Below are 23,220 nucleotides of genomic sequence, written 5' to 3'. Positions count from 1 at the left end.
AGTAGGTGCCCGGTCCGACAATCGGCAGCGCCCGCGAGCGTCGCGCGGACCGGCGAGCGGTACCGTTCCGGACCGGCCGGGGCTCTCAGGGTCCCTCAGGGCCGGACGGTGCGGGGGACAGCAGGTACTTCAGGGGAGCGTCTTTCACTCATGGCATCACGGCGCGACGAGCTCAATGCCTATACCTTCGCCAAGAAGCGGCTGGTGGCGGCGTTCCTCCAGCCGTCACCGACCGGCACGGAGGAGGGCGCACCCCGCCCGTTGCGCGGCATCCTGCCCGGCGTCGTCGTCGGCGCGCTGATCCTCGTCGGGTTCGGCGCCTGGGGCATGTTCAAACCGAAGGCCCCAGAAGGCTGGGACACGCCCGAGGAGAAGGTCATCATCGGCTCCGAGTCGACCACCCGGTACGTGGTCCTCAAGACCAACGGGAAGCCCCAGCTCCACCCGGTGCTCAACCTCGCCTCCGCCAAGCTGCTCCTCGATCCGGGCAAGGGCGAGGTCGTCAAGGTCGACGAAAAGGTCCTCGACAAGGGCGACATCCCGCACGGCGCCACCCTCGGCATCCCCTACGCCCCCGACCGGCTCCCCGAGGAGAAGGAGGCGGGCGAGAAGAAGCGCTGGGCCGTCTGCGTACGGCCCAGCCAGGGCGACCGTGCCGTCCAGAAGGCAGCATTCGTCCTCGCCGACCGCGACCAGGACAAGGTCGAGGGCAAGAACCGGCTGCGCAAGGGTGAGCTCATCTTCGTGCAGGGCCCCGACGACCGGCTGTACGTGGTCGACAAGGCCGGCTGGAAGTACCGCATCGCACAGGACGACACCCTGCTGACCATCCTGGTGGGCAACCGCAAGCCGCAGCGCGTCTCCCGCGAGTGGCTCGCCACCCTGCACACCGGCCGCCACATCTCCTTCCCCCAGGTCCCCGGCCAGGTCGGCGCCGACGCGGGCATCTCCGGCCTGGACCCGAACACCAACAAGGTCGGCACCGTCATCAAGGCGCCGTCCGGCAACCACATGCAGCACTACATCGTGCTGTCCGGCAGGGTCCTGCGGATCAGCGACTTCATGGCACAGCTCCTGCTCTCCTCCAAGCAGCTGCTGCCGCTCAAGCAGAACGGCGAGGCCATCAAGGTCAACGCCAGCGCCTTCTCCGCGTCCGGGGACTGGGGCGAAAGCCTCAAGTGGCCCAAGGACGAGAGCTACGCCGTCAACTCCGCCAGCACCCGCTCCGGCAGCCGCAACGTCGCCTGCAACGTACTGCGCAAGGTCGACAAGAAGACCGGCGCCACCACGCTCAGCACCTGGGTGGGCAAGGAGTTCCCCGAACAGCTCCCCGCCGGCACCTCCAGCGCCTACGTCACCCCCGGAACCGGCCAGCTCTTCCGCCAGTTCAAGGGCCGCAGCCCCGGCGACGGCGGCATCTTCCTGGTGACCGACACCGGCCTGCGCTACGCGATGCAGAACAACACCGACAGCGAGGAGGGCGAATCGGGGATCGGTGAGGACAAGAAGTCCGAGAAGAAGCAGCAGCAGACCGAGACCCAGAACGCCCAGCGCCGGCTCGGATACGAGAAGGTCAAGCCCGCGCCCATCCCCGCCACCTGGGCCGCCTTCCTGCCCACCGGGCCCCGCCTGTCCACCGGCGACGCACGACAGCCGCAGGGCTCCTGAGGGGTGGCACGGATGGACAGGATCGACGGGGCGACGAGGCCCAGTAGCAGCCGCCGTACGACGACACCCGTGAGCGGGGACCGGCGGCCCGGCAGCGCACTCCTGTGCCGACTGCTGCGGCTGCGCCGACTGGGGGCGGTGGCCGCGGCGACAGCCGTCACAGCCTCCACCCTGACCGTCACCGCGGCCCCTCCGGCAGCCGCGGACGCCAGCACCCAGTGCAGCTTCCCCGCCAAGCCCTTCAAGGGCCGCCCCTGGTCGCTCCAGCGGGTCCTGCTCAACGAGCTGTGGCAGAACACCGACCAGGGCGCGGGCGTCCGGGTCGCGGTCATCGACACCGGTGTCGACATCAAGAACGAACAGCTCAAGGACGCCGTCGACGCCGACGCGGGCAAGAACCTGCTGCCCAAGAAGCCGAAGAAGGACGAGGAGACCGGCCGTGCCACGCCCCGCGGCAAGGCCAACGGCACCAGCGACGAGGTCGGCCACGGCACCAAGGTCGCCGGCATCATCGCCGCACGTCCGGCCGAAGGCACCGGCTTCGTGGGCCTCGCCCCCAAGGCGACGATCATCCCGATCAAACAGAACGACGCCAACGGCAGCGGCACCGCCGCCACTCTGGCCGACTCGATCGACTACGCGGTCGAGGCCGACGCCGACATCATCAACATCTCCCAGGACACCGCCGAGGCGCTGCAACCGGACTCCGAACTGGAGCAGGCGGTGCGGCGGGCAGTAGAGGCGGACGTCGTGGTCATCGCCTCAGCGGGCAACGACGGCCTGGGCGGCAGGGACAAGAAGACCTACCCCGCCTCCTACCCCGGCGTCCTCGCCGTCGCGGCCTCCGACCGCAACAACGAGCGCGCCCCGTTCTCCCAGGCCGGCGACTTCGTGGACGTGGCGGCCCCCGGCGTCGACATGGTCTCCACCGTCCCCGGGGGCGGCCACTGCGTCGACAACGGCACCAGCTTCTCCGCCCCCTACGTGGCCGGAGTCGCGGCCCTGCTCCGCGCGAAGCACGGCAAGGGCCCCGACAAGTGGACCCAGCAGAACATCGTCGCCCAGATCGAGCAGACCGCGGAGCGCTCCATCCCCGGCCACGACCGCCTCGTCGGCTGGGGCGTCGTCGACCCGGTGGCGGCCCTCACCAAGGACGACAAGCGCATCACTCGCCCAGTGGCCGAAGAAGGCGTCGAAACGGTCGAGAAACCGACCCCGGCCAAGCTTCAACTCGGCGAAACCGAGCAAGAACGGAACGAGAGGCTGGGAACCTACGTCCTTGTAGGGGGCGGCACCCTCGTCGCGGTGGTCGCGGGCTCCTCGCTCATCTACCGCGACTGGCGCCGCCGCAAGCGCCCGGCGACCACCCGCTGAACGGGAACCGACACCCCACCGGTGTCGGAGGCGGCTGATAGAAGAGAGGCATGTGCCACGCCTGTGTCACACGTTACGGTCCTGCTACGAGCAACTACTCACAGCTCATTTGCAGTTGGAACGTGCCGGACACAACTACTACAGTGACATGAGCGCTGCCCGGCCGGACCACGAAGACCGCCGGACAGCGGATGAAACGGGGCAGAAGGGGGGAGCCCATGGGGCAGTTGGGGCCCGACGGCAAGGAGATGCCACCGCCGGTGCTGTCGCCGGTGAAGGCGTCGCCCTCCTCGAAGGAGGGCCTGGAGCGGCGTGCGGAAGCGCTGAAGAAGCTGAAGACGCGTATCGACGGGGTCATCTCGGAGTTGGACACCTCCCCCGCCGCGAAGCACAAAGTCTCCTGCAGGCGCGTCACCAGGAAGTCGCTCAGCGGGGAGAGTATCCCCTACACGGAAGCGGACGACCTCTTCGCCAAATACGCCGAGGTGCACGAAACCCTCACGCTCCTCTCCTCCACCCTCCGGGACCAGATCGACGCGACGGGCATCGCCATCAAGGGTGCTGACGAGGGCTTCGACGCCTTGGATGAGGAAGAAAAGCGTCGCTTCTGGCAGATCCAGGCCCGGGTGGAAGCGGCGGAGAGGAAGCTGAAGCACCCGGACGGTGAGGGGCAGCACGGCGGCAAGGGTCAGGACAAGGGTGGCGAGACGCCTACCGAGAACAAGCCCAGAGGAAACGCCGACGAGATCGAACACTGATCGGCAGGCGCACACCCGGATTCAGGAGGACAGATGGGCGACAAGGGGAAAAAGGAACCTGTTGACCCGTTCACAGGGCAGGGGTACACGGCGGACGAGATGCCGGAGGACCCCACACTCCCGATGGAATTCAGCCCTTTCCTGCAGCCGCCGACCACGCAGAAGCCCGAGCTTTTCCGTGCTCCCGGCGCCGGCCCCTTGGCCCCACCCGCTGCCGGCTCGAGTGGAACCACGGACTTCGAGCCCTACCGCCTCAACCAGATGGTGGATCTCGTCGAGGACGCTTCCCCGCAGGACCTGGAGGACGTCGGGGATGCCCTCTGGGACGCTGCTCGCGCCATCAGGAAGGCCGCGGAGGAGCTGAAGACCTACTTCGACGGGGTGGAGCCCGACTGGAAGGGAGAGGCGAAGGAACAGTTCTCCAAGTGGGCCACAGGCCTTCACCGGGACACCCTCAAGCTCAGCGAGTACGCGGGTGCCGCGGGCACCCAGCTCAAGGCGGCCGGCTTCGGTCTGTCCATGGTCAAGGCCTCGATGCCGAAGCGGGACCCGGAGGAGGACAAGGTTTTCGGGCCTTACCTTCCTCCCAAAATCACCAGCAAGTCCACGCCGAAGGCACGCGAGCGGGAGAAGAACCGCCAAGAGGCCATCCAGCAGATGAACAAGCTGAGCTCCTACTACAAGGTGGCGCTAACGAACATCCAGGCCGCGGAGAAGAACAAGCCGGTGTTCGGAACGATGCCGGACGTGGGAGTGCCTCCGGCATCTCGGGGAGATTTCCTCCCTTCCCCTCCTGGCGGTGCTGGTGGAGGCAGGGATGGCGCAGCAGCGCCCCATGCCGCTGGAAGCCCGGCGACGGCAACCCCCCATGCAGCTGCGCCCTACGTGCCGCATGGCGACGAGGGGGTCAGCAGGGTCGATTCCGTCGCACCCCACTATCGCCCTCAGGCGCCTGTTCTTCCGGAGGCGTCTGTCGGGACGGACATCGACAGCGCTCCTCCCGCACCCGTCGTGAAGCCGATGGAGCCCGGCACTCCACCCCAGATGCCTCCGACAACCAGCCAGCCCGGCCTGCCGCCCGGTGGGCCTCCCAGCCCTGGTCCTGTCATCGTGCCGCCGGGTAGTGCGCCTCCTGGCCGCGTAGGCCCTGGCCGAGTGGGTCCCACCGGTCCTGGACCGCAACGTCCCTACGTGCCACCGCCCATGAACCCGGGCCGCACCGGACAGACGGGGCCGACTGGTCCCGTCGGACGCCCGGGGCCGATGCGCCCGGGCCCGGTCGGTCCGGTCCCGCCGCCCGGGCAGGCCGGCCGACAGGCCGGCAACAACAACGGACCTCGGCCCCTCGGGCGCCCGGGAATGATGGGCGTTCCGCCGGCCACGACGGGGCCCACTACCGGCGGTCGAGGAACGAACTCCGGCGCCCCTCGGGCTGTTCAGCGCGGCGGAATCGTCGGTGGTACACCGAACCAGTCCGGATCCGGTGCGAAGCCGTCGGCCTCACAACGGCCGCAGGGCACGGTCATCGACGGGCAGGGAACTCCGGCTGCTCGGCGGCTCACCGGCATGGCCCCGCCTGTCAATGCTCTGGGCTCGGGGGGAGTCGGCGGCACGGGCGGCGGGCGTTCGGAGAAGAACCGTAGACGACCGAGCGACCGGAACGGCATTGTCGGAGAGCCGCGCGACGGTACCGGGAATCAGGAGCCCGATCCTCGCAGGTCCATCCCCGGCGGTTCCGGTCTCGTCATCGGAGGACAGACCTCTTCGCCGAAGAAGCAGCGTGAGACGCCGCGGCGCACGGACCCCTCGTCAGAAGAGGGACAGAAGAGGCCGACCGGACAGCGTGGCAGTGTGCCGCCAGTCATCGAGTAACCAAGTGAGAGCAACAATGACGGCAAGTTTCCGGCAACACCGACCAAGGCGTCGTCTCCTCACTTGGGTTGCCGCAGTCGGAGCTTGGGCGGTCTGCACGGTCGGGCTGGCTCCGGCCGCCAGCGCGGACGGAATCCAGTCCAAGGAGTGGCACCTCAAGGTCATGCAGGCCGAAAAGATATGGAAGGTCAGCACCGGCAGCGGAGTCAGAGTAGCCGTTATCGACGGCGGAGTTGACCCGTCCAGCAAGGCGCTCGAAGGTCGTGTCCTGCCCGGGAAGGACCTTTCGGGAGCTCCTGGCGATGAAACGCGTGATGAGAGTGGCCATGGGACGACGATGGCCGAATACATTGCAGGATCCGGCAAAGATGGCAGCATAAAGGGTCTCGCGCCAGATGCGAAAATCATTCCATTTCGGACCACTATCAAGGGAATGAAAGGCGCGGACACCACCAAGGACAACCTCGGCAAGGCCATCAGGGCGGCGGCTGACAGCGATGCCAAGATCATCAACATGTCGCTCGGCGGGGCTCCTCATCCTGCCGTCAAGGAAGCCGTTCGGTATGCGACGAATAAGGGGAAGCTTCTTATAGCCAGCACCGGAAATGATGCCAAGAAGGGCAACCACGACAACTATCCGGCAGCATATCCTGATGTGGTGGCCGTGGCGGCTACCGATAAGGCCGGAAAGGTCGCTGACTACTCCAACTACAGTCAGCACACGGTCCTTTCCGGGCCGAGCGTGGATCTCCCTGCCTGGTGTGATGGCAAGAAGCAGAAATACTGCCCCGGAGGCGGCACCAGCACGGCGTCCGCCCTCGTCTCGGCCTCCGCAGCCCTGATCTGGTCCCACCACCCGGACTGGACCTCGAACCAGGTGCTCCGCGTCATGATCAAAACCGCCGGCCTGAAGGGGGACAAGCCCAGCAAGTACGTGGGGTACGGAGAGGTCCGCCCACGTATGAACCTCCTGGAGGGCGAGGGCGATCCCGGCGACCCCGACATCAGTCCGCTCACTGGCGAGCGGACACTCAACACGAAACCGGACAAGTCGAGTTCAGAGGCCAAGGGCTCCGACAAAGAGGCTGCCCCGGACAAGGTCAAGGTGGCAGACTCGGAGCGGGAAGGCGGCGGCAACTCGGGATTGTGGGTGGCTGCTGGTGCGGGTGCAGCAGTGCTTGTCATCGGAGGGGGAACTGCTCTCGCGATCAGGCGCGCTCGTCGTGGATAACCACAATGGCTAACCACAACATCAACACTCAACCGGTGCGCCGAAGGCGCATGAACCGTAAGGAGGCGCAATGGGTGACAGGCAGAATGTAGATGACGAGACTCTCAAGTCGTTGGTGACCGAGCTCGAAGGAATGATGGGGGGCATCTCGGGGCGAGTCAGGCGCCTGAATGAGCTCATCGACAACCTCGAGGGTGCTTGGCAGGGAATCGGAAAGGGAGCCTTCGACCGCGTCCAAAGGGGGCTGAACGACGACCTGCGCGTCCAGCGCCGGATCATGGAAGGCTTCGTCGGATCGATCCACGGGAACCTCGGCATCAAGAACTCGAACGAGGATGACATCGTCCAGAGCATGCAGAAGCTCGGAAGCAGCGGTGAAAACTTCTCGGCGACCGGGCCTGACACCACGCAGGGTTCACTGGCCGGAGCCTACTCCTCCAAGCTCAGCCAGATGTGACAGTCGCGCCAGCGCCGACTCTCCAGAAACGAGCCGCAGTAACACAAACAGCTCAGCGCGGCATCATGGCCGCGCTCCTTTCAGGTCGCGAGCCGAGATGTAGGGGAATCACATGGGGTACAACAACGGCGATCATCTCAAGGTCACATACAGCAGCCTGGAAGCTGCCGCCGATGCCATCATGAAGGAGGCGAAGAACCTTCGAGCTGACATGGAAAAGGTTCAGCAGAAGGTTCGCTCTGTCTCCGAGATCTGGGAAGGCGAGGGACAGCAGGCCTACCAGCAGGCTCAGCACGGCTGGGATCAGAAGGCTGACGACATCCAGAACCGCTTGCTGGCCATCGCTGCCGAGGTCCGGCGCGCCGGTCATCTGTACCTCGCAGGGGACAAGCGTGGAAGGGCGCTGTTCGAGCAGTACAACCAGTAGCTGACCGAGCAGCATCTCGCTTGTTGAGGCGAGTCGGGGTGGGCGAGTGCGGGAGGCGCCCACCCCGGAAGTTGAGCAGCGCCAACGCCACCCGCACCGGACTGCGGCAAGAAGCTACTCCCGATCGGGTGGTAAACCAGGCAAGGAGGAGGGCACGCCACGTGGAGGCGCTGCGCCCAGATGACCCTCGCGTTCTTGGCCCGTACCGGCTATTGAGCCGCTTGGACGATCCGTTCGGCGTTGTCCCTCCCGCGTATCAGCGATTCCTCGCCCGGGCGACGGCCGACCAGACGACAGTGGTCATCACCAGCCTTACCAACGAACTGGCCGCGGACACCGAATATCGGGCCCGATTCCGAGCCGAAGCCGAGAATGCCCGTCGCCTGGCGGGGGCAGCCATCGGACTCGCGTCGATCGTGGATGTCTCAACGCCTCAGGAACCCAGGCCGTGGTACGCCGTGTCGCGGGTGCCCGGTATCGCCCTGCCCAGCGCCCTGGTAGCGCAGAAGGGCCCCCTTCCAGAGCGCACGGTCCGGGTCATGGGGGCTGTGCTGGCCGAGCGCCTTCGGCAGTTGCATGCCGCCGGTCATGCCCATGCTGGTGTGACCCCGCTTGCGGTCTTCCTGAGCGCAAGCGGCCCGGTTCTGAGTGACTTCGGCGCCGTACGGACAGCCGGCCCGGACGGTGAAGAGCGGTCCCGCGCGGCTGGTCTGCTCGCGGAGTGCACGCCACCTGAACAACTGGCCGGAGGGCGACCACGTCCGCTCGGAGATGTTTTCGGGTTGGGGTGTGTCCTTGCCTACGCTTCAACCGGTCAGCTGGCTCCGGAATTGCCCGAGGTTCCGCTCTGGGTGCGGCCTATTGTGTCCGCATGCCTCAGCGCTGATCCAGCGGCACGGCCGCAGCCGTCATCGGTTGCTGAGGAACTGATGGACGGCATCACCGGTGGGCCCGGTGGGACACTACCAAGCGGCACCCAGGAGTACGCAGCCGACGCGGTGAGACGCGCACTCTCCTACGGGTGGTTGCCCGCACACGTCGTCAGGGCACTTGCGGAGCAGACCGTCCACCTCCTGGCGGCCGAACCGCAACCTCAACCCGCCGTGGGGATCTCTCAACAGGGCGAACAGCAAAGACTACAGCGCGGTACTGACCAGGTCTCTCACTCCGCAGCCACACAGTCCGCGACTACTCATGAGGCAACAACGACGGACCGTGCGGCCGGTGCAGTCAAGGCCGGTGCGGTCAAGGATCGTCCGACCGCAGTCGACGCGCCGGTGGCCCCGGCCGCGAAGTCTTCTCCGATCTCGCGGCTCACCCCTTCCCGGCGTCTCGTCCTCACTGGGCTGACAGCGGGCACGACAGGGGCAGCAGTCGGGTTCGGGATGGTCGCGGGCGGCGCTTTTGGAAAGAAGCGCAAGACCGTGAGCGGCCAACGCGTCGAGGGTGTCGCACCACGCCCCCTCTGGCAATTCCGCCTCAAGGACTCCGCACCGAGCAAGCTGAACCCTTTTGTCTGGCGGGACCGAGTCGTTGTCGTGGGCGAGGGGATTGATACGGCAGGAATCGACCTGCGCAACGGCAAGCGTCGCTGGACGGTTGAGGATCTCCTCTTGGAGGAACAGCCGGTGGACGCCGGTAACGGCATTGTCTTGCTACAGGGAGAACCGCCTACCTTTGTCTCCGCGTGGGGAGGCGCTGTTCGGTGGCAGGAGCGGAAATACGATACGAGTGACGTGAAGTTGGTCCGCTCTCTCGGGGTCAAGGGTGGCGTGCTGTTCTGCTTCCTCACTGTCGAAGATGAAACCGGCCTGGAAGAGCATCCGTTCGCTGCCGCCTACGATGTCGTGAAACATCGTGAGATATGGCGGACGAAGCTGCCCAAGGGGTTCTTCGATCCGGGCGAGGAGTGGGCCTCGGCGGGTGGCTCCCCTGATGGCGATGCTTTTATTTCGCTTAAGGACACGATCGTCGTTCCGCAACCTCCAGCAGCAGGCGGCATTGCTGCGGGCAGCACGGAGGAGGAGGGTGCGCACAAGCGATTCATTGGTTTTGACCGCCGCGACGGCTCCGAGCAGTGGTCGAGGAGGTACAAAGGTACGCCGGCTACGGCGTCCGTGCATCGTCTACCGACAAGTTCGGGCCATGCTGTGTTGTCGTCGACGGGCGCTGAACTGCGGTCTTTCGACGTCACCTCAGGGAGGACCTTGTGGGTGGCGAAAGTCCCCGCCGGCTCGAATGACGGGTCATACAGTAAGCCGGTTGTTCACGGTGGCCGGATCTATGTCGCTGACGGGGGCGCGGCCGTGACAGCCTTCGACGTGCGCACGGGTCGGGTTGTATGGCACCGAGATCCCGGAAGCCTTACGGGCGGCACCGAGGGGGAGCCCGAGGTCGCTGTATCGGGCTCTGGCCGCACCGTGCTGGTATTGCTAGGGCCCGAAGTTCTCACTTTCTCCGCGGAAGATGGGCGCATGGTGTGGCGCTTCACTGACGAGCCAGGCCGTGCGGGCGACGGTGAGATGTCCTTGCGACACATGGGGCTGGCGAAGAACACACTGCTGGTTCTGAACGGGCGGACGTTGCACGCGCTGCCCGTCACATGACCGGCTGGAGACGCATGAGGAAGGGCTGCTGGGGCGCCCTTCCGTGCGCCCGGAAACCGAGTGCGTCGCATTTTCTGGAAGGAGAGGGCCGCGTATGGAGCCCCCTCAGCACAACGACTCGTTTCGTGTCCTCTGTTCCTGGGAAGCCAGGCCGGACCAGCAAGGGGTGGCGCACACCGTTTTGCATATTGCGTTGAGGGAGACCGAAGTCTCCTCGCTCGGCCCGGTTTTCTTGTGCGCGCTCTCCCCGCGCTTCGCAGAGAACCCTGCGTATCGAGTCCGGTTCCGCGCAGAGAGCGAGAAGGCACGGCGCATGGCTGGCCCAGCCGCGGTTCCGGTCGTCGACGTCGCACCGACTCGGGCTCAGGTGCCGTGGTCCGTATCTCCGTACGAACCCGCGCTGCCGCTCCCTGAGGCCTTGAAGGCGCAAGGTGGCCCCTTGCCGCAGGCGACGGTTCGGGCGCTCGGTGCTGCAGTGGCCCGAACACTGGCGCGCGCTCACGCCGACGGTCTCGTGCACACCGGGATTGCCCCCTCCAGCGTCCTGCTGACCGGGCGGGGCGTCTTGTTGTTCGGATTCGGGGCCATGCGCGTAGCCGATGCGGGTGCGGACAGGAACGAGCTGCAGAACAGCTCCGAGTCGCACACCCCACCCGGCGACATTTTCAGCTTGGCTGCCCTTCTTCGTCACGCGGCTACGGGTGGGAGCAGCAGCCGGCTCGGGTCCGACTGGCCGGCCGATTCCCAGGCCCTACTGGCTGCCTGTATGGCGGATAAGCCCTCCGATCGTCCGACCGCTGCTGCTCTCGCGGCACAGCTCGGCCCTCTCCCCGAGCAGGGGTGGCTGCCTGAGACGGTCAGTCGTGCATTGAGCGAGCAGGCGCAGACGGTACGCACAGCTCAACGAGAGCGGCGGGTCGCACCCGACTCCTCCCGCTCCGCGGTGGACGAGGACAGCACCCGTCAGCTGCCGCGCAACCGCGACCGGACTCGCCGGGCGCTACTGGTCGGAGGCGCCTCGGCGTTCGCTGGACTTGCGTCCGGCGGAGCTGTCGCGTTTGCCGTGAGCGACGCACCGGTGCGGAGGCCACGGCCCACCCCGGGCAGACGGTCCCCGGGAGTGGCCCCGAGGCCGCTGTGGCAGCTGGACCTGCCCGGACCTCCCTCGAGATCGACAGAAGTGCTCACCTGGCGCGAGGATGTCGCGGTTTTTTCGCACACGAAGGGGGCCACAGGCGTGAATCTGCGTACAGGTGAGCGCATATGGGCCTATGCAGAAGCTCCGGTTACCGGCACGCCGCTGAGACTCGGACCTGAACGGGTACTCCTTCCCGGACGAGTCCCCAAGGTCGTTTCCGAACGAACCGGTGATGTCGTGTGGTCCGGCGATGCCTATGGGCCGGGCGAATCCCTCGCATTTCAGTCGGCGCTTGCGGCGGCCAAGGACACCCTCTGGTTCCTGGCCCGCTCGGAGCAGGGGCACGAGGCGGTCGCCTACGACGTGAGTGAGCATAGGCAGCTCTGGCGGAGGAGGATTTCCGAGAGAGACGGGAGCATGGCGCTCCTGCTGCCCAAGGTCCTTCTTATCGGCGACACCAAAGGCACTTGTCGGGTGCTTGACAGGAAGAGTGGTGACAAGCTGGGGAAACGCACGTACAACGACGTTCCGCAAGGTGGATCTGCCACATATACGGCCATATCAGCCAATCGGCTTCTGATCGCAGGGGCAGGCGCTCTCGCCTCGTATCGCGTAGCCGGTGGCGACCCCGAGTGGACCCTTCGAGCTGAGGAGAAGACCGCCGTTTTCGGCCGCCCGCTGTTTGCACAGAGATCTCCCGGGATTCTCTACGTCACCGACAGCCTCGGAACCACGCGTGCCCTGAACCGGGCAACCGGCGACACCCGCTGGGAAGAACGGGCGCTCTTCGAAAGCGAGGCCGACGGCGAGGCTCCTTTGTCCGCCCTGAGCGCGTCGGGACGGACGCTCCTCGCTGCCGACGGGGCCTCCATCGATGCATACAGGGCGCGGGACGGACAGCCCCTGTGGCACTACACGCCCGTCAGCAGCGGCCGCCGGAAGAGGTACGCAGGCCGACTGATCGGCCGGGCGCCGAGGATGGTGCTGGTAGCAGATCAACGACGCGTTCATGCGCTCCCGGTGGAGTGAGATGCCTGTCTCTCCTCTCACCAAGGACGACCCTGACGAGCTCGGCCCCTACCAGCTGCTCGGACGCCTGGGCAGCGGCGGCATGGGCACCGTCTACCTCGCACGCTCCGGAGGCGGTCGGACCGTAGCGCTCAAGACGATGCACGCGTGTCTGGGAGCCGACCTGGAATTCCGCAGGCGGTTTCGCCTGGAGATCGACGCGGCGCGCGTACTCGGCGGACGCTACGGAGCAGCGGTCGTGGATGCCGACCCGCACGCGGATACGCCTTGGTTGGCGACCGACTACGTTATCGGCCCCCCTCTCGACAACGCTGTGGAGCGGCACGGAAACCTTCCGGAGGCCTGTACGCGTGCCCTGGGGGGCGAGTTGTGTGCCGCGCTCAAACAATTGCACGGGTCTGGAGTGGTTCACCGGGACCTGAAACCCTCCAATATTCTCTTGACCGTACATGGACCGAAAGTTATCGACTTCGGGATCGCTCGCGCCGTCGGCGACACTCGGTTGACCCGGCCTGGAGCCGCCGCCGGGACTCCCGCCTTCATGTCGCCGGAGCAGGCAACGGGCGGCGAACACGGTCCTCCGGGCGATGTGTTCGCCATCGCAGGAGTCCTGGTCTTCACGCTCACCGGAAGAGGCCCCTTCGGAGGAGGACAGACCGCTGACCTGCTCTACCGCGTCCGTTACGCGGATCCAGACCTCACCGATGTGCCCCACGGACTGGTCGATCTGCTGTCGCACTGCTTTGAGAAGGAGCCGGAGAAGCGTCCCTCCGTGGAGCGGTTGAGCGAAGCCTTGCAGGAAGCGACTCGCTCCGAGACCAGTGATGACGAGTCGGACGGCCGCAAGGAACTGTTCGCCGCTCTCCTGCCCGAGCCGGTACTCCACGACATTGCTCTGCGCTGTGAGGAGGCATGTGGTCCTGCTCCGGAGAGGGCGGTACCTTCCACAAATGAGCAGCTCGGTACAGAGGGTGGCGTCTCTGAGGCCGGTCTCGGTCGCCGTCGAATGCTTGCACTGTCCGCTGCTGGTGCGGCGGCCCTGGCGGGAGTCGCCTACGTTGCCCATACCTTGTTGGACGACGGGACGGAGGCACGGGACCAGGGCAAGGCGGCGGACGGAGCCTCGCCCAGCGCACGTCCCCCCGGCACACCACCACGCCCCGTCTGGCGGCAGTCGATCCCGGAAGCCGGCCCGGAGGCGGCTCCGTCTGCGGTAGGAGACGCTGTCATCGTTCCGACCCGGCGAGGGCTCGTCGGTCTGGATGCCAAGGGCGGCAAGGAATTGTGGATGCTCGAAGGGATAACGGAGGCCTCGCAGTTGGCCCTCGACGGCCGACGCCTTTTTGTACCGCGTGACGCCGCCGCGGGCGAACTTCAGGTGGCGCAGGTCGATTTCCATGGCGGAGCCTTCGAGCGGACAGTGGTAAAGGACAAGCAGTTCCAAGCGTCCGGTGCCATGCTGCTGGCCGCGCGGGACAACGGCCTGTATCTCATTGCGCAGCTGAGCGACTCCGATCCGACCGCGCACGAAGGGTGGCGACTGCTGCGATACGACATCTCGTCAGGGAAGGAGCGCTGGCGCCGCCGTCTGGCCGCGCAGTGGACCCCTGACACAGCAACCAAAGGTGTCGCCGCGGCACTCTCGGGAAAGTTCCTCATCCTCCTGCGGGACGGAAGAGCGGGGGTCGTGGACACGCAGAACGGCCGAACGTTGTGGGAGAAGAAGATCCCCACTGAGAAGCGGGAACGCGACAACGGCCCCAGGCCGGGGCAGCTTGCGTACTCCTCCGCACACCTTTTTGTCGGCTCGAACGAGGTTCTCGCACTACGTCTGCGTGATGGACATGTTTCATGGCGGTTCGGAAAAGACCGCTCAGACAAACGGGGGAAGGGCTTTGAGGAGGGAGAGGACCGCCGCTACGGACCACCCACCCTCAAGGACGACGTGATCTATGCGATGGAAGGCATGCGCGGCTGGGTGGCTTTGGACGCGCAGGACGGGCGACTTTTGTGGGAGGAGAAGGAGACCGGCCAGCCTGCCGAGATGTACAGCGCTCCCGTTGTCGGCAAGAAGAACGTGTACGGGACGGTCGACAGCAGCCGCTTCGTCTCGGCAGTAGGGCGGCGGTCCCACTCTGCGGCCTGGACTCTCAGCGGCACCCGGCCGCGGGGGCTGGGGCGGGCCATAGCAGTGCATCCCGGCCGGAAGCTCGTCGTTGCGCTCACGGGAAGCACGGTCATCGCGCTCCCTCTGGAATGAACCGGGGCCACCCCCTCCGACGACAGCCGACCGCTGTCAACAACAACGAGTACCTGCCATTCGTAGGAGACCGTACGTGAGACCTCTTGGCCCCGGAGACCCTGTTCGACTCGGCCCGTACCGGCTCATCGGTGTACTTGGGGCGGGCGGTATGGGTCAGGTGTACCTGGGACGGGACGGCTCTGCGGCCCTTGTCGCGGTCAAGGTCCTCAGGCCCGAGTTCGCCGATGAGGCCGCGATGGTGCGCAGATTTGTCCGGGAAGCCGAGATGGCTCGGGCCGTCACGAGCGAGGGAGTGGCCCGGGTACTTGCTGCGCACGTGGACGACGGGCGTATGTGGATCGCCTCGGAGTTCCTTGCTGGACCGACTCTGGAAGACGCGGTGCAGCGTCACGGCCCGCTCGGTGCGGCAGCGCTGGCCTCTTTGGGAGCCGCGCTGGCGGTCACCCTCCGAGACATCCACGCCACCGGCCTTGTGCATCGCGATTTCAAGCCGTCGAACATCGTGCTCACCTCTGCCGGGCCCCGCGTGATCGACTTCGGTATCGCGCGGCCCGAACACGGACTCACCCTTACCTCAACCGGACAGACACCCATCACTCCGGGATATGGCTCTCCGGAACAGGCGCTGGGCCGACGCTCCGGGCCGAAGGCAGACGTGTTCTCACTCGGAGCTGTCCTGGCATATACGGCACAGGGCCGACCCGCATTCGAAGGCACCCATGTTGCTGCGGTGCAGTACGAGGTGGTGCACGGCGAGCCGAAGCTGGACCGAGTGCCCGCACATCAACGGGCGTTGATCGCCGCTTGTCTGGCCAAGGAGCCCGGGCAGCGGCCCTCTCCGGAGGAGATCGCCGCGGGTCTGGCGCCGTCCCGTCACGTGGTCTTGCCGTGGCGGACAGAGCCGTGGGCACACGAGATTGCAGCGCGCGAGGAGACTGCCAGGCGGGCAGCCACCTTTCCCGGCGATCCGCCCGGCAGGCGTGACGGGACGAGCCGCCGTAGGGCGCTGGCATTGATGAGCGGTGGTGGCGCCTTGCTCGCGACCTTGGGCGGCGGTGCGTACTGGCTCGGGGCCGGTCGTCAGCAGGAGAACGCCGAGTCCACCAAGCCGACAGGGAATTCCTGGCAAGCCGAAGTACGCCCTGAGCCGACAACTCAAGGTGAGACTCCCCAGGCGCTGTGGGGGCCGACCAAGGCAGAGAGCGGCACGAAAGGGGCGGCCACAGTTCTCAGATGCGCCCGCGACGTCGTCCTCGTGGGCGGAGAAGAAGGATTGCACGCCTACGGGGTTATGGACGGAAAACCCCGCTGGAATCTTCAGGAGGCCGATGCCGCGGCGGGTTGTCTGACAGTCTCGGATGCTCTGGCGCTGAGCGTCGACCGGAACGGCCGGCTCCTCGGAATCCGGCCCAGGGACGGTCAACAACTCTGGTCCACAACGGCGGACGCCGCCCACCTGCTGGCTTCCGAGGGGGCAGCTGCCTACTGCGTGACCCGGGACGGGCGACTGCGCGCCGTGAATTTGAAGCACCGCGAGACCCTGTGGACGGTGCGTTCCCCCGCACGTTCCACCGAAGACGACCCCGTTCGAGCTACCGCGGCGCACGGACTGCTCGTGCTGTGCGGTACTGACGGGACAGTGACCGCTGTGCGGACCCGCACCGGCAGGCGCGCCTGGACCGTACGTGGACAGTCAGACAGCGCGCTGCTGCCGGCGATCCACGGACGCACTGTCTTCCTCGGCGGCCGGTCACTGATCGCCCTGGGGCTGGGAGACGGAAAGAAGAAGTGGTCTCGCCCCTCCGACTCTCCCAGCAAGCAGGACGCACCAGGCTGGACGGCTGCCACGGTCTCGGGGGCCGCGTTGTACGCGGCCGATGGCACCGAACTGCGCAAAATCGCGCTTTCCGACGGCCGCCAGATATGGGGGTGCCCCCTGCCGATCGACCTGCCTCCCACCGATCCGCCCGTGGTGCAAGCCCGCAGCGTGTGGATCGCCCTCGACCGTTCCGGAGGGGCTGGGGTCATGGCCGTACGGGCGAGAGACGGGAGCAGCGCATGGCGATATGGGGCAGGCCCTGAGGGGAAGCTCCTGCTGACGGCCGCCGATAAGCGGGTCTTCGTGCTGCGCGGGGAGGAACTGACCGCGATGCCCGTCTTCTGACGCAGCACCGCGAACTCTCATTCCTGCGCCGCCGTCCCCCCATCCCCCGGCGCCCGCTCCAGATCGAACTCCCCGTCCCGTGCCCCCAGCACGAACGCCTCCCACTCGGCGGCCGTGTAGCGCAGCACCACGTCCGGCTCTTTCGAGTTGCGCATGGCGACGGCGCCGCCGGGGAGGTGGGCGATTTCGACCCGCTCGTCCTCAGGGCTGCCGGGGGCGCTCTCCCAGACCGCGTCGGAGATGTCCATGGCGTACAGCTCTTCCTTTTCCTGCTGAGTCCCCACAGCAGTTCTCCTTCCTGGAGTTTCTCGAGTTCCTCGAGTTCCTTGAGCCTCCGGCTTCGGAGTGTCAGCCTACGTGGACGCGGCGCGACCATGCGCCGCGTCCAAGGGCTCACGTCTCGTCCGGCAGCCATCCCAGTTGCACCAGCGGCGTCCCCCGCTTGCGGGAGACGAAGAAGCCGCGCCCCGGCGGCATGGGGTGGGGGCGGACATTGCCGAGCAGGTCGCCCTCACCTGGATCGCCGGACAACACCACGCCCTGTGCTCCGAGTTCCTTGATGCGGGTCATGAAGGACTCGAACATCGACCGGGAGGCGCCGGCGGAGCTGCGGGCGATGATGAAGCGGACGCCGACGTCGCGGGAGAAGGGCAGGTGCTCGGTGAGGACGGCGAGCGGGTTGCCGCTGGAGGTGGCGACCAGCTCGTAGTCGTCGACGATGATGAAGATCTGCGGGCCCGTCCACCAGCTGCGGTCACGGAGCTGCTGCGGGGTGACGTCGGAGGACGGGGCGCGGCGGTCCATCAGATCGCGGAGCGCGTTCATGTGCGTCTCCATCGTGTTGGACATCGGCGCGTACTCCAGCAGATGGCTGTCCGGGATGGCGCCGAGGAGGGAGCGCCGGTAGTCGCCGACGACGATCTTCGCCTCGTCGCCCGAGTACCGCTCGGTGATCTGCTTGACGAGCAGCCGCAGCAGCGCCGTCTTGCCGGATTCGCTCTCGCCGAAGACGAGGAAGAACGGGTCTGTCTCGAAGTCGACGAAGACGGGCTCCAGGTTGTTCTCGTCGATGGCGAAGGCGACCCCGCGCTCGGGGTGCGCACCGCCGCCGGGGAGGCGGCCGGCCGGGAGTTCCCTCGGGAGCAGCCGGACCTGGGGCGCCGGGTCGCCCTGCCAGTGGGTACTGACGGCGTTGCACATCTCGGCGCTGGCGTCGGCGAGTTCGTCGTCGGAGTCGACGCCGTCGATGCGCGGGACGCCGGCCATGAAGTGCAGCGCGTCCATGGTCTGACCGCGTCCTGGCACGCCGGGCGGGACGTTGGCCGCGACCTTCCGGTTGAACTCGGAGTCCATGGTGTCGCCGAGCCGCAGCTCCAGCCGGTTCATCAGCAGGTCCTTGAGCGCCGCGCGCACCTCCATGTTGCGGGACGCTGTGACGACCAGGTGGACGCCGTAGCCGAGGCCGCGGGCTGCGATGTCGTTGACGATGTCGCCCAGGCCCTCGTAGTCGTTGCGGAAGTTGCCCCAGCCGTCGATGACCAGGAACACATCGCCCCACGGCTGGTCGGTGATCTCGCCCCGGGAGCGGCGCCTGCGGTAGGTCGAGATGGAGTCGATGTTGTTGGCGCGGAAGTACTCCTCGCGGCGGTTGAGGATGCCGTAGACCTCGGCGACCGTGCGCCGTACCCGTTCGGGGTCGAGGCGGGAGGCGATGCCGCCCACGTGCGGCAGTCCGGCGACGGCCGACATGCCGCCACCACCGAAGTCGAGCCCGTAGAACTGCACCTCGGCGGGGGTGTGGGTGAGGGCGAACGACGAGATCAGCGTCCGCATCAGGGTGGACTTGCCGGACTGCGGACCGCCGACGACGAGCATATGGCCCGCGGCGCCGGAGAAGTCGAGGTACAGCGGGTCGCGGCGCTGTTCGAAGGGCTTGTCCACGAGGCCGACGGGGACGACGAGCTGTCCGCGCCGGGGGTAGTCGGGCGCCGTCAGACCGCGGCCCTCGACGGGCTCCAGCGGCGGCAGCAGTTCGTCCAGGGGCGAGGCGTTGTCCAGCGGGGGCAGCCACACCTGGTGCGCGGGGGTGCCCTGGCCTTCCAGCCGCCGTACGACGACATCCAGCACGGTGTCGGCGAGCGCGTCGTCGTCGGCGCCGGTGTCGGGCTGCGCGGGCACGGGCGCTGTCTCCGGGTCGGGCCGCTGTACGGGCACCTCGGCGGCTGTGAACAGCACGGGCCGCCGGTTGGGGGCCAGCGGTCCGGCCGGCAGGTCGTCGCCGCCGGCCCGGTAGACGCCGGAGACGTAGGCGGCCTTGAAGCGGGTCATCTCGTCGGTGCCGAACTTCAGATAGCCGGAGCCGGGCACCGAGGGCAGGTGGTAGGCGTCGGGGACGCCGAGCGCGGCGCGGGACTCGGCGGCGGAGAAGGTGCGCAGGCCGACCCGGTAGGAGAGATAGGTCTCCAGGCCGCGCAGCCGGCCTTCCTCCAGCCGCTGTGAGGCCAGCAGCAGGTGCACACCCAGGGAGCGGCCGATGCGGCCGATCTGGATGAACATGTCGATGAAGTCCGGCTTGGCGGTGAGCAGCTCGCTGAACTCGTCGATGACCAGGACTAGCGACGGGATGGGGGAGAGGGGGGCTCCGGCGGCGCGGGCCTTCTCGTAGTCGTGGATGTTGGCGTAGTTGCCCGCGTCGCGCAGCATCTCCTGGCGCCGGTTGAGCTCGCCGCGGATGGAGTCGCCCATGCGGTCGACGAGGGTCAGGTCGTCCGCGAGGTTGGTGATCACGGCGGCGACGTGCGGCATGTGCGCCATTCCGGCGAAGGTCGCACCGCCCTTGAAGTCCGCGAGGACGAAGTTCAGGGTCTCCGAGGAGTGGGTGACGGCCAGGCCGAGCACCAGGGTGCGCAGCAGCTCCGACTTACCGGAACCGGTCGCGCCCACGCACAGCCCGTGCGGCCCCATGCCGTCCTGCGCGGCCTCCTTGAGGTCGAGCATCACCGGCTGGCCGTCCTCGCCCACGCCGATGGGCACCCGCAGCCGCTCGGCCTGCGAGCGCGGCCGCCAGGTGCGGGAGACATCGACGGAGGCGGCGTCGCCCAGGTTGAGCAGGTCGGTGAACTCCAGTTTGGCCAGCAGCGGTTCGTCACCGTCGTCGCCGGAGCCGACCCGCAGCGGTGCCAGCTGCCGCGCCACCGCCTCGGCCGCCTCGTAGGAGAGGAAGTCGGGGGTTCCCTCGTAGACCATGCCGTGGCCCGACTCCAGACGCAGGGTGCGCGGCTGTACGACGACGGACAGTCCGCCGCGCGGTGCGTCGATGTCGCCGGGGACGATCTCGACGATGGTGACGCCCTGGAGGCCCTCCTGCGCGGCCAGCTGGGAGTTGGGGAGCACCGTCGTGCCGTCCAGGACGACGACGAGGTGCGGCGCTTCCAGCACCGGGTCGGCCGCGGCGCTGAACCGGGGCCGTCCCTCCAGCCGGGCGGCCAGCAGTTCCTCGAGCTCGAGGGTGTCGCCGACGATCAGCCGCCGCGCTCCCGCACCGTCGGCCTGGTCCTTGGCCTGCGCGTGCGGCAGCCACTTGGCCCAGTCCCAGGCGCCGTAGCTCTCGCGGTTCGCGGCGACCGCGATGACCAGGTCCTCGGGGGAGTGCATCGCGGCGAGTGAGCACAGCAGGGCACGCGCCGAGGCGTACACGGAGTCGGGGTCGCCGCTGACGGTCATGTGGTAGAAGGCCCGCAGCGACACGGCCATCGGCAGCCCGTCGAGGGTGGCGTGGGTGTTGATGAACTGGTGCATCGCGCCGGCCGTCAGCGGCTCCAGCTCGTCGACCGGCGCGGTGTCCGGACTGATCAGCGGAGTGGCCAGCTGCTGTACGCCGAGTCCGACGCGCACCTGGCCGAAGTCGACGTCGGAGGGGCGCCGCTCCCACACCCTGCTGCCCTCGGCCACCAGGGACCACAACTGGTCGGGCGCGGGGTGCAGATAGAACTGGGCGTCGCGCTGCTTGAGCGCGGTCTTGCGGACCGCGCGGCGGGTCTGGGCCAGGTACCTGAAGTAGTCGCGCCGCGACTGCGCCATCTCGCCCTGGGTGCCCCGGCGCATCCGCACCACCATGGCGATGACCATGGTGACCGTGGAGAACAGCATCAGGACACCCATGATCTTCATCATCGGGTGGGAGTTCATGCCGGGCATGAGGAAGTAGACGCTGGAGCCGCCCATGCCGAGCATCGGCAGCACCTGCATCCACATGCCCTCCTGATTCGCCTTGGGCAGCTCAGGGGGCGGCTCCAACCGGAGCTCCTCGGCGGGCACTTCGGGAGGCAATGCCCGAGGCGGACGCTTGACGACGATCTGGGTCACTCGCGCACCAATTTCCCTTGCGTTCCCTAGGGTTCCCTGCGTCCGGGTTCCCCGCGTCCCTGGTGCGGAAGGGACGGTTCGGTGCCGGCACCCGGTGGCGACGGTCCCTTCAGGACGGTCCCCCTCCGCGGCTGGCGATCCTAGTGGCACAGTGAGTTGACCGGGAGCGGTAGGGTGTCGCGCGCTGCCGCGATGACCGTGGCGGCGGCCCAGGGGCTCGCGAGCGGACGCCCGGCCCACTGACGCCCAGCACACGTTCGAGCAGGTGCCCAGCAGGCTCTTCGAGGGGGACACACAGGTGAGTACGACGGCTTCCGCCGCGGCCACCGGATCCGGCGGGCAGCCGGGTTCCGGCGGTGCCCGAGGTGCGGCCGGTCCGTCCGGCCGGGCAGCCGGGTCGGCACTGGACACCGGCTTCAGCCGGGTGACCATCGTCGCACCGGACAGCCGGATCGATGTCGCGCTCCCCGAGGACATCCCGGTCGCCGACCTCTATCCCGAGATCCTGCGGCTGTCCGGGCAGAGCCCGGCCGAGGGCGCCCCGGTCGGCTACCACCTGGTGCGCCGCGACGGCACGGTCCTGGACAGCTCCCGTTCGTTCGCGGCCCAGCGCATCCTGGACGGCGAGGTGCTCAGCCTGCGCCCGTTCGCCGAGTCGCTGCCGCCCGCCGTCTTCGACGACGTCTCCGACGCGGTCGCCTCGGCCGTCACCCGGGACCGCCGGCTGTGGGGCGACGGGATGCTGCGCGCCGCCGGGCTGATCGGCGGTGGCGTACTGCTGGCGCTGATGGCGCTCGTGCTGTGGTTCTCCGACCCGGCCGGGCACGACATGCACGGGCTCGCCGGCGTACTGGCCGCCGTCGCGGGTGTGCTGCTGATGGCACTGTCCGCCGTGCGGGCCCGCGTCTACGACGACCGGGCCACCGCCATCGCGCTCGGCCTCGCCGCCATGCCGCACCTGATGGTGGCAGGGAGCGGGCTGCTGCCCCTGGAGGACGGGCTGGGCATCGGCAGGCTGCAGTTCCTGCTGGGCTGTGTGACCGTGCTGCTGGCCTCCAGCATCCTGATCGCGCTCACCCCCAACGGCGACGGCCCGTTCGTCGCCGCGGCCTTCACCGCCACCATCGGCACCCTGATCACCTTCATCGCGATCGTGAGCGACCTGCGCCCGGTCGAGACGGCCGCCATCTGCGCGCCCGTCGCCGTCGGCGTCCTGGCGTTCCTGCCGGGCCTCTCCACCCGCTTCGCGCGGCTGCCCATCGGCTTCGAGGCCACGCGCACCCAGATGAGTGACTACGACGCCGACCCGGACGCCGCCCCGCAGACCCAGGGGCCGATCGACGCGGAGCGGATCGCGGCCCAGGCGCGGCGCGGCCACGAGCTGCTGGTCGGCCTGGTGGGCGGCTGCGCCGCCGTGGTCGTCGTCTCCAGCGCGGTGCTCAGCTTCTCCGGCTCCGGATGGGGGCAGCTGCTCACCCTGGCGACGGGCATCGCGATGCTGCTGCGGGCCCGCCTCTTCCGCTACACCTCGCAGGTCAGCAGCTCCCTGGTCGCCGGTCTGGTGGCGCTGGTGCTGCTCGGGGCCGGTCTCGCCGGGGATTTCCCGGCCGGCGGTGACGCGCTGCGCACCGTGTGGCTGAGCGCCGCGCTCGCCCTGGCCGCGGTGCTGGCCGTGGCCATCGGGCTGACGGTCCCCGACAAGGGTGTGACCCCCTTCTGGGGCAGGTTCGTGGAGATCATGGAGACGTTCGTCCTGCTCACGCTGGTACCGCTGTGCCTGGCGGTGATGAACGTCTACTCGGCGGCCCGCAGTCTCACCAGCTAGCCACTGGTACCCTGTACCGGCCTCCCGAGTATCGAAGCCTCCC

14 protein-coding genes are annotated in these 23,220 nt (G+C 67.8%); 12 read left to right on the top strand and 2 right to left on the bottom strand.

Annotation, left to right across the window (positions count from 1 at the left end):
• The first annotated feature begins 150 nt into the window (after positions 1 to 150).
• The 11 genes from eccB to HC362_RS08260 all read left to right on the top strand — a co-directional run bounded on the left by eccB (position 151) and on the right by HC362_RS08260 (position 16,987).
• Positions 151 to 1,668, top strand: a complete 1,518-nt coding sequence (eccB, locus tag HC362_RS08310; protein ID WP_243083268.1) for a type VII secretion protein EccB — start codon at positions 151 to 153, stop codon at positions 1,666 to 1,668.
• Positions 1,669 to 1,806: 138 nt separating this feature from the next.
• A complete protein-coding gene (mycP, locus tag HC362_RS08305; protein WP_243088433.1) occupies positions 1,807 to 3,042 on the top strand; it encodes a type VII secretion-associated serine protease mycosin in 1,236 nt (411 codons plus the stop codon).
• A 218-nt stretch (positions 3,043 to 3,260) separates the two neighbouring features.
• The gene (locus HC362_RS08300) at positions 3,261 to 3,800 is read left to right on the top strand and encodes a hypothetical protein (RefSeq protein ID WP_243083267.1); all 540 of its coding nucleotides are present in this window, start codon (positions 3,261 to 3,263) and stop codon (positions 3,798 to 3,800) included.
• A 33-nt stretch (positions 3,801 to 3,833) separates the two neighbouring features.
• Entirely contained in the window at positions 3,834 to 5,672 is a 1,839-nt protein-coding gene (locus tag HC362_RS08295) for a hypothetical protein (RefSeq protein WP_243083266.1), read from the top strand.
• Positions 5,673 to 5,835: 163 nt separating this feature from the next.
• On the top strand, positions 5,836 to 6,903 hold the full coding sequence (locus tag HC362_RS08290; protein WP_243083265.1) for a S8 family serine peptidase: 1,068 nt from the start codon (positions 5,836 to 5,838) through the stop codon (positions 6,901 to 6,903).
• A 70-nt stretch (positions 6,904 to 6,973) separates the two neighbouring features.
• Positions 6,974 to 7,360 (top strand): hypothetical protein, encoded by a 387-nt coding sequence (locus tag HC362_RS08285; protein WP_243083264.1) that lies wholly within the window; start codon positions 6,974 to 6,976, stop codon positions 7,358 to 7,360.
• Between the two features lie 112 nt (positions 7,361 to 7,472).
• Positions 7,473 to 7,787 (top strand): WXG100 family type VII secretion target, encoded by a 315-nt coding sequence (locus HC362_RS08280; protein WP_243083263.1) that lies wholly within the window; start codon positions 7,473 to 7,475, stop codon positions 7,785 to 7,787.
• A gap of 161 nt (positions 7,788 to 7,948) precedes the next feature.
• On the top strand, positions 7,949 to 10,393 hold the full coding sequence (locus HC362_RS08275) for a PQQ-binding-like beta-propeller repeat protein (protein WP_243083262.1): 2,445 nt from the start codon (positions 7,949 to 7,951) through the stop codon (positions 10,391 to 10,393).
• Positions 10,394 to 11,630: 1,237 nt separating this feature from the next.
• A complete protein-coding gene (locus tag HC362_RS08270; RefSeq protein WP_347568425.1) occupies positions 11,631 to 12,560 on the top strand; it encodes a PQQ-binding-like beta-propeller repeat protein in 930 nt (309 codons plus the stop codon).
• Between the two features lies 1 nt (position 12,561).
• Positions 12,562 to 14,820, top strand: a complete 2,259-nt coding sequence (locus HC362_RS08265; protein ID WP_243083261.1) for a serine/threonine-protein kinase — start codon at positions 12,562 to 12,564, stop codon at positions 14,818 to 14,820.
• A 76-nt stretch (positions 14,821 to 14,896) separates the two neighbouring features.
• Positions 14,897 to 16,987, top strand: a complete 2,091-nt coding sequence (locus HC362_RS08260) for a serine/threonine-protein kinase (RefSeq protein ID WP_279240177.1) — start codon at positions 14,897 to 14,899, stop codon at positions 16,985 to 16,987.
• A 17-nt stretch (positions 16,988 to 17,004) separates the two neighbouring features.
• Here the strand turns inward: HC362_RS08260 and HC362_RS08255 are convergent, their stop codons facing one another.
• On the bottom strand, positions 17,005 to 17,271 hold the full coding sequence (locus HC362_RS08255) for a DUF397 domain-containing protein (RefSeq protein WP_243083259.1): 267 nt from the start codon (positions 17,269 to 17,271) through the stop codon (positions 17,005 to 17,007).
• A gap of 109 nt (positions 17,272 to 17,380) precedes the next feature.
• A complete protein-coding gene (gene eccCa / locus HC362_RS08250; RefSeq protein WP_243083258.1) occupies positions 17,381 to 21,352 on the bottom strand; it encodes a type VII secretion protein EccCa in 3,972 nt (1,323 codons plus the stop codon).
• A gap of 298 nt (positions 21,353 to 21,650) precedes the next feature.
• On the opposite strand from eccCa, the gene eccD reads away from it, so the two are divergent.
• Positions 21,651 to 23,177: a type VII secretion integral membrane protein EccD gene (eccD, locus tag HC362_RS08245; protein ID WP_243088431.1), complete on the top strand. Its 1,527-nt coding sequence runs from the start codon at positions 21,651 to 21,653 to the stop codon at positions 23,175 to 23,177.
• The last annotated feature ends 43 nt before the right edge of the window (positions 23,178 to 23,220 follow it).

The organism is Streptomyces sp. 891-h, assembly GCF_022760275.1.
GTDB lineage: Bacteria > Actinomycetota > Actinomycetes > Streptomycetales > Streptomycetaceae > Streptomyces > Streptomyces spirodelae.
The sequence above is the reverse complement of the archived record's forward strand: the minus strand, read 5'-3'. Positions and strand labels throughout refer to the sequence as shown.

Bases quoted from the DNA above. Each gene is read 5' to 3' on its own strand.
- HC362_RS08280 (WP_243083263.1), top strand. From the start codon at position 7,473: ATGGGGTACAACAACGGCGATCATCTCAAGGTCACATACAGCAGCCTG.
- HC362_RS08295 (WP_243083266.1), top strand. From the start codon at position 3,834: ATGGGCGACAAGGGGAAAAAGGAACCTGTTGACCCGTTCACAGGGCAG.
- HC362_RS08300 (WP_243083267.1), top strand. From the start codon at position 3,261: ATGGGGCAGTTGGGGCCCGACGGCAAGGAGATGCCACCGCCGGTGCTG.
- eccB (WP_243083268.1), top strand. From the start codon at position 151: ATGGCATCACGGCGCGACGAGCTCAATGCCTATACCTTCGCCAAGAAG.
- HC362_RS08290 (WP_243083265.1), top strand. From the start codon at position 5,836: ATGCAGGCCGAAAAGATATGGAAGGTCAGCACCGGCAGCGGAGTCAGA.
- HC362_RS08265 (WP_243083261.1), top strand. From the start codon at position 12,562: ATGCCTGTCTCTCCTCTCACCAAGGACGACCCTGACGAGCTCGGCCCC.
- HC362_RS08285 (WP_243083264.1), top strand. From the start codon at position 6,974: ATGGGTGACAGGCAGAATGTAGATGACGAGACTCTCAAGTCGTTGGTG.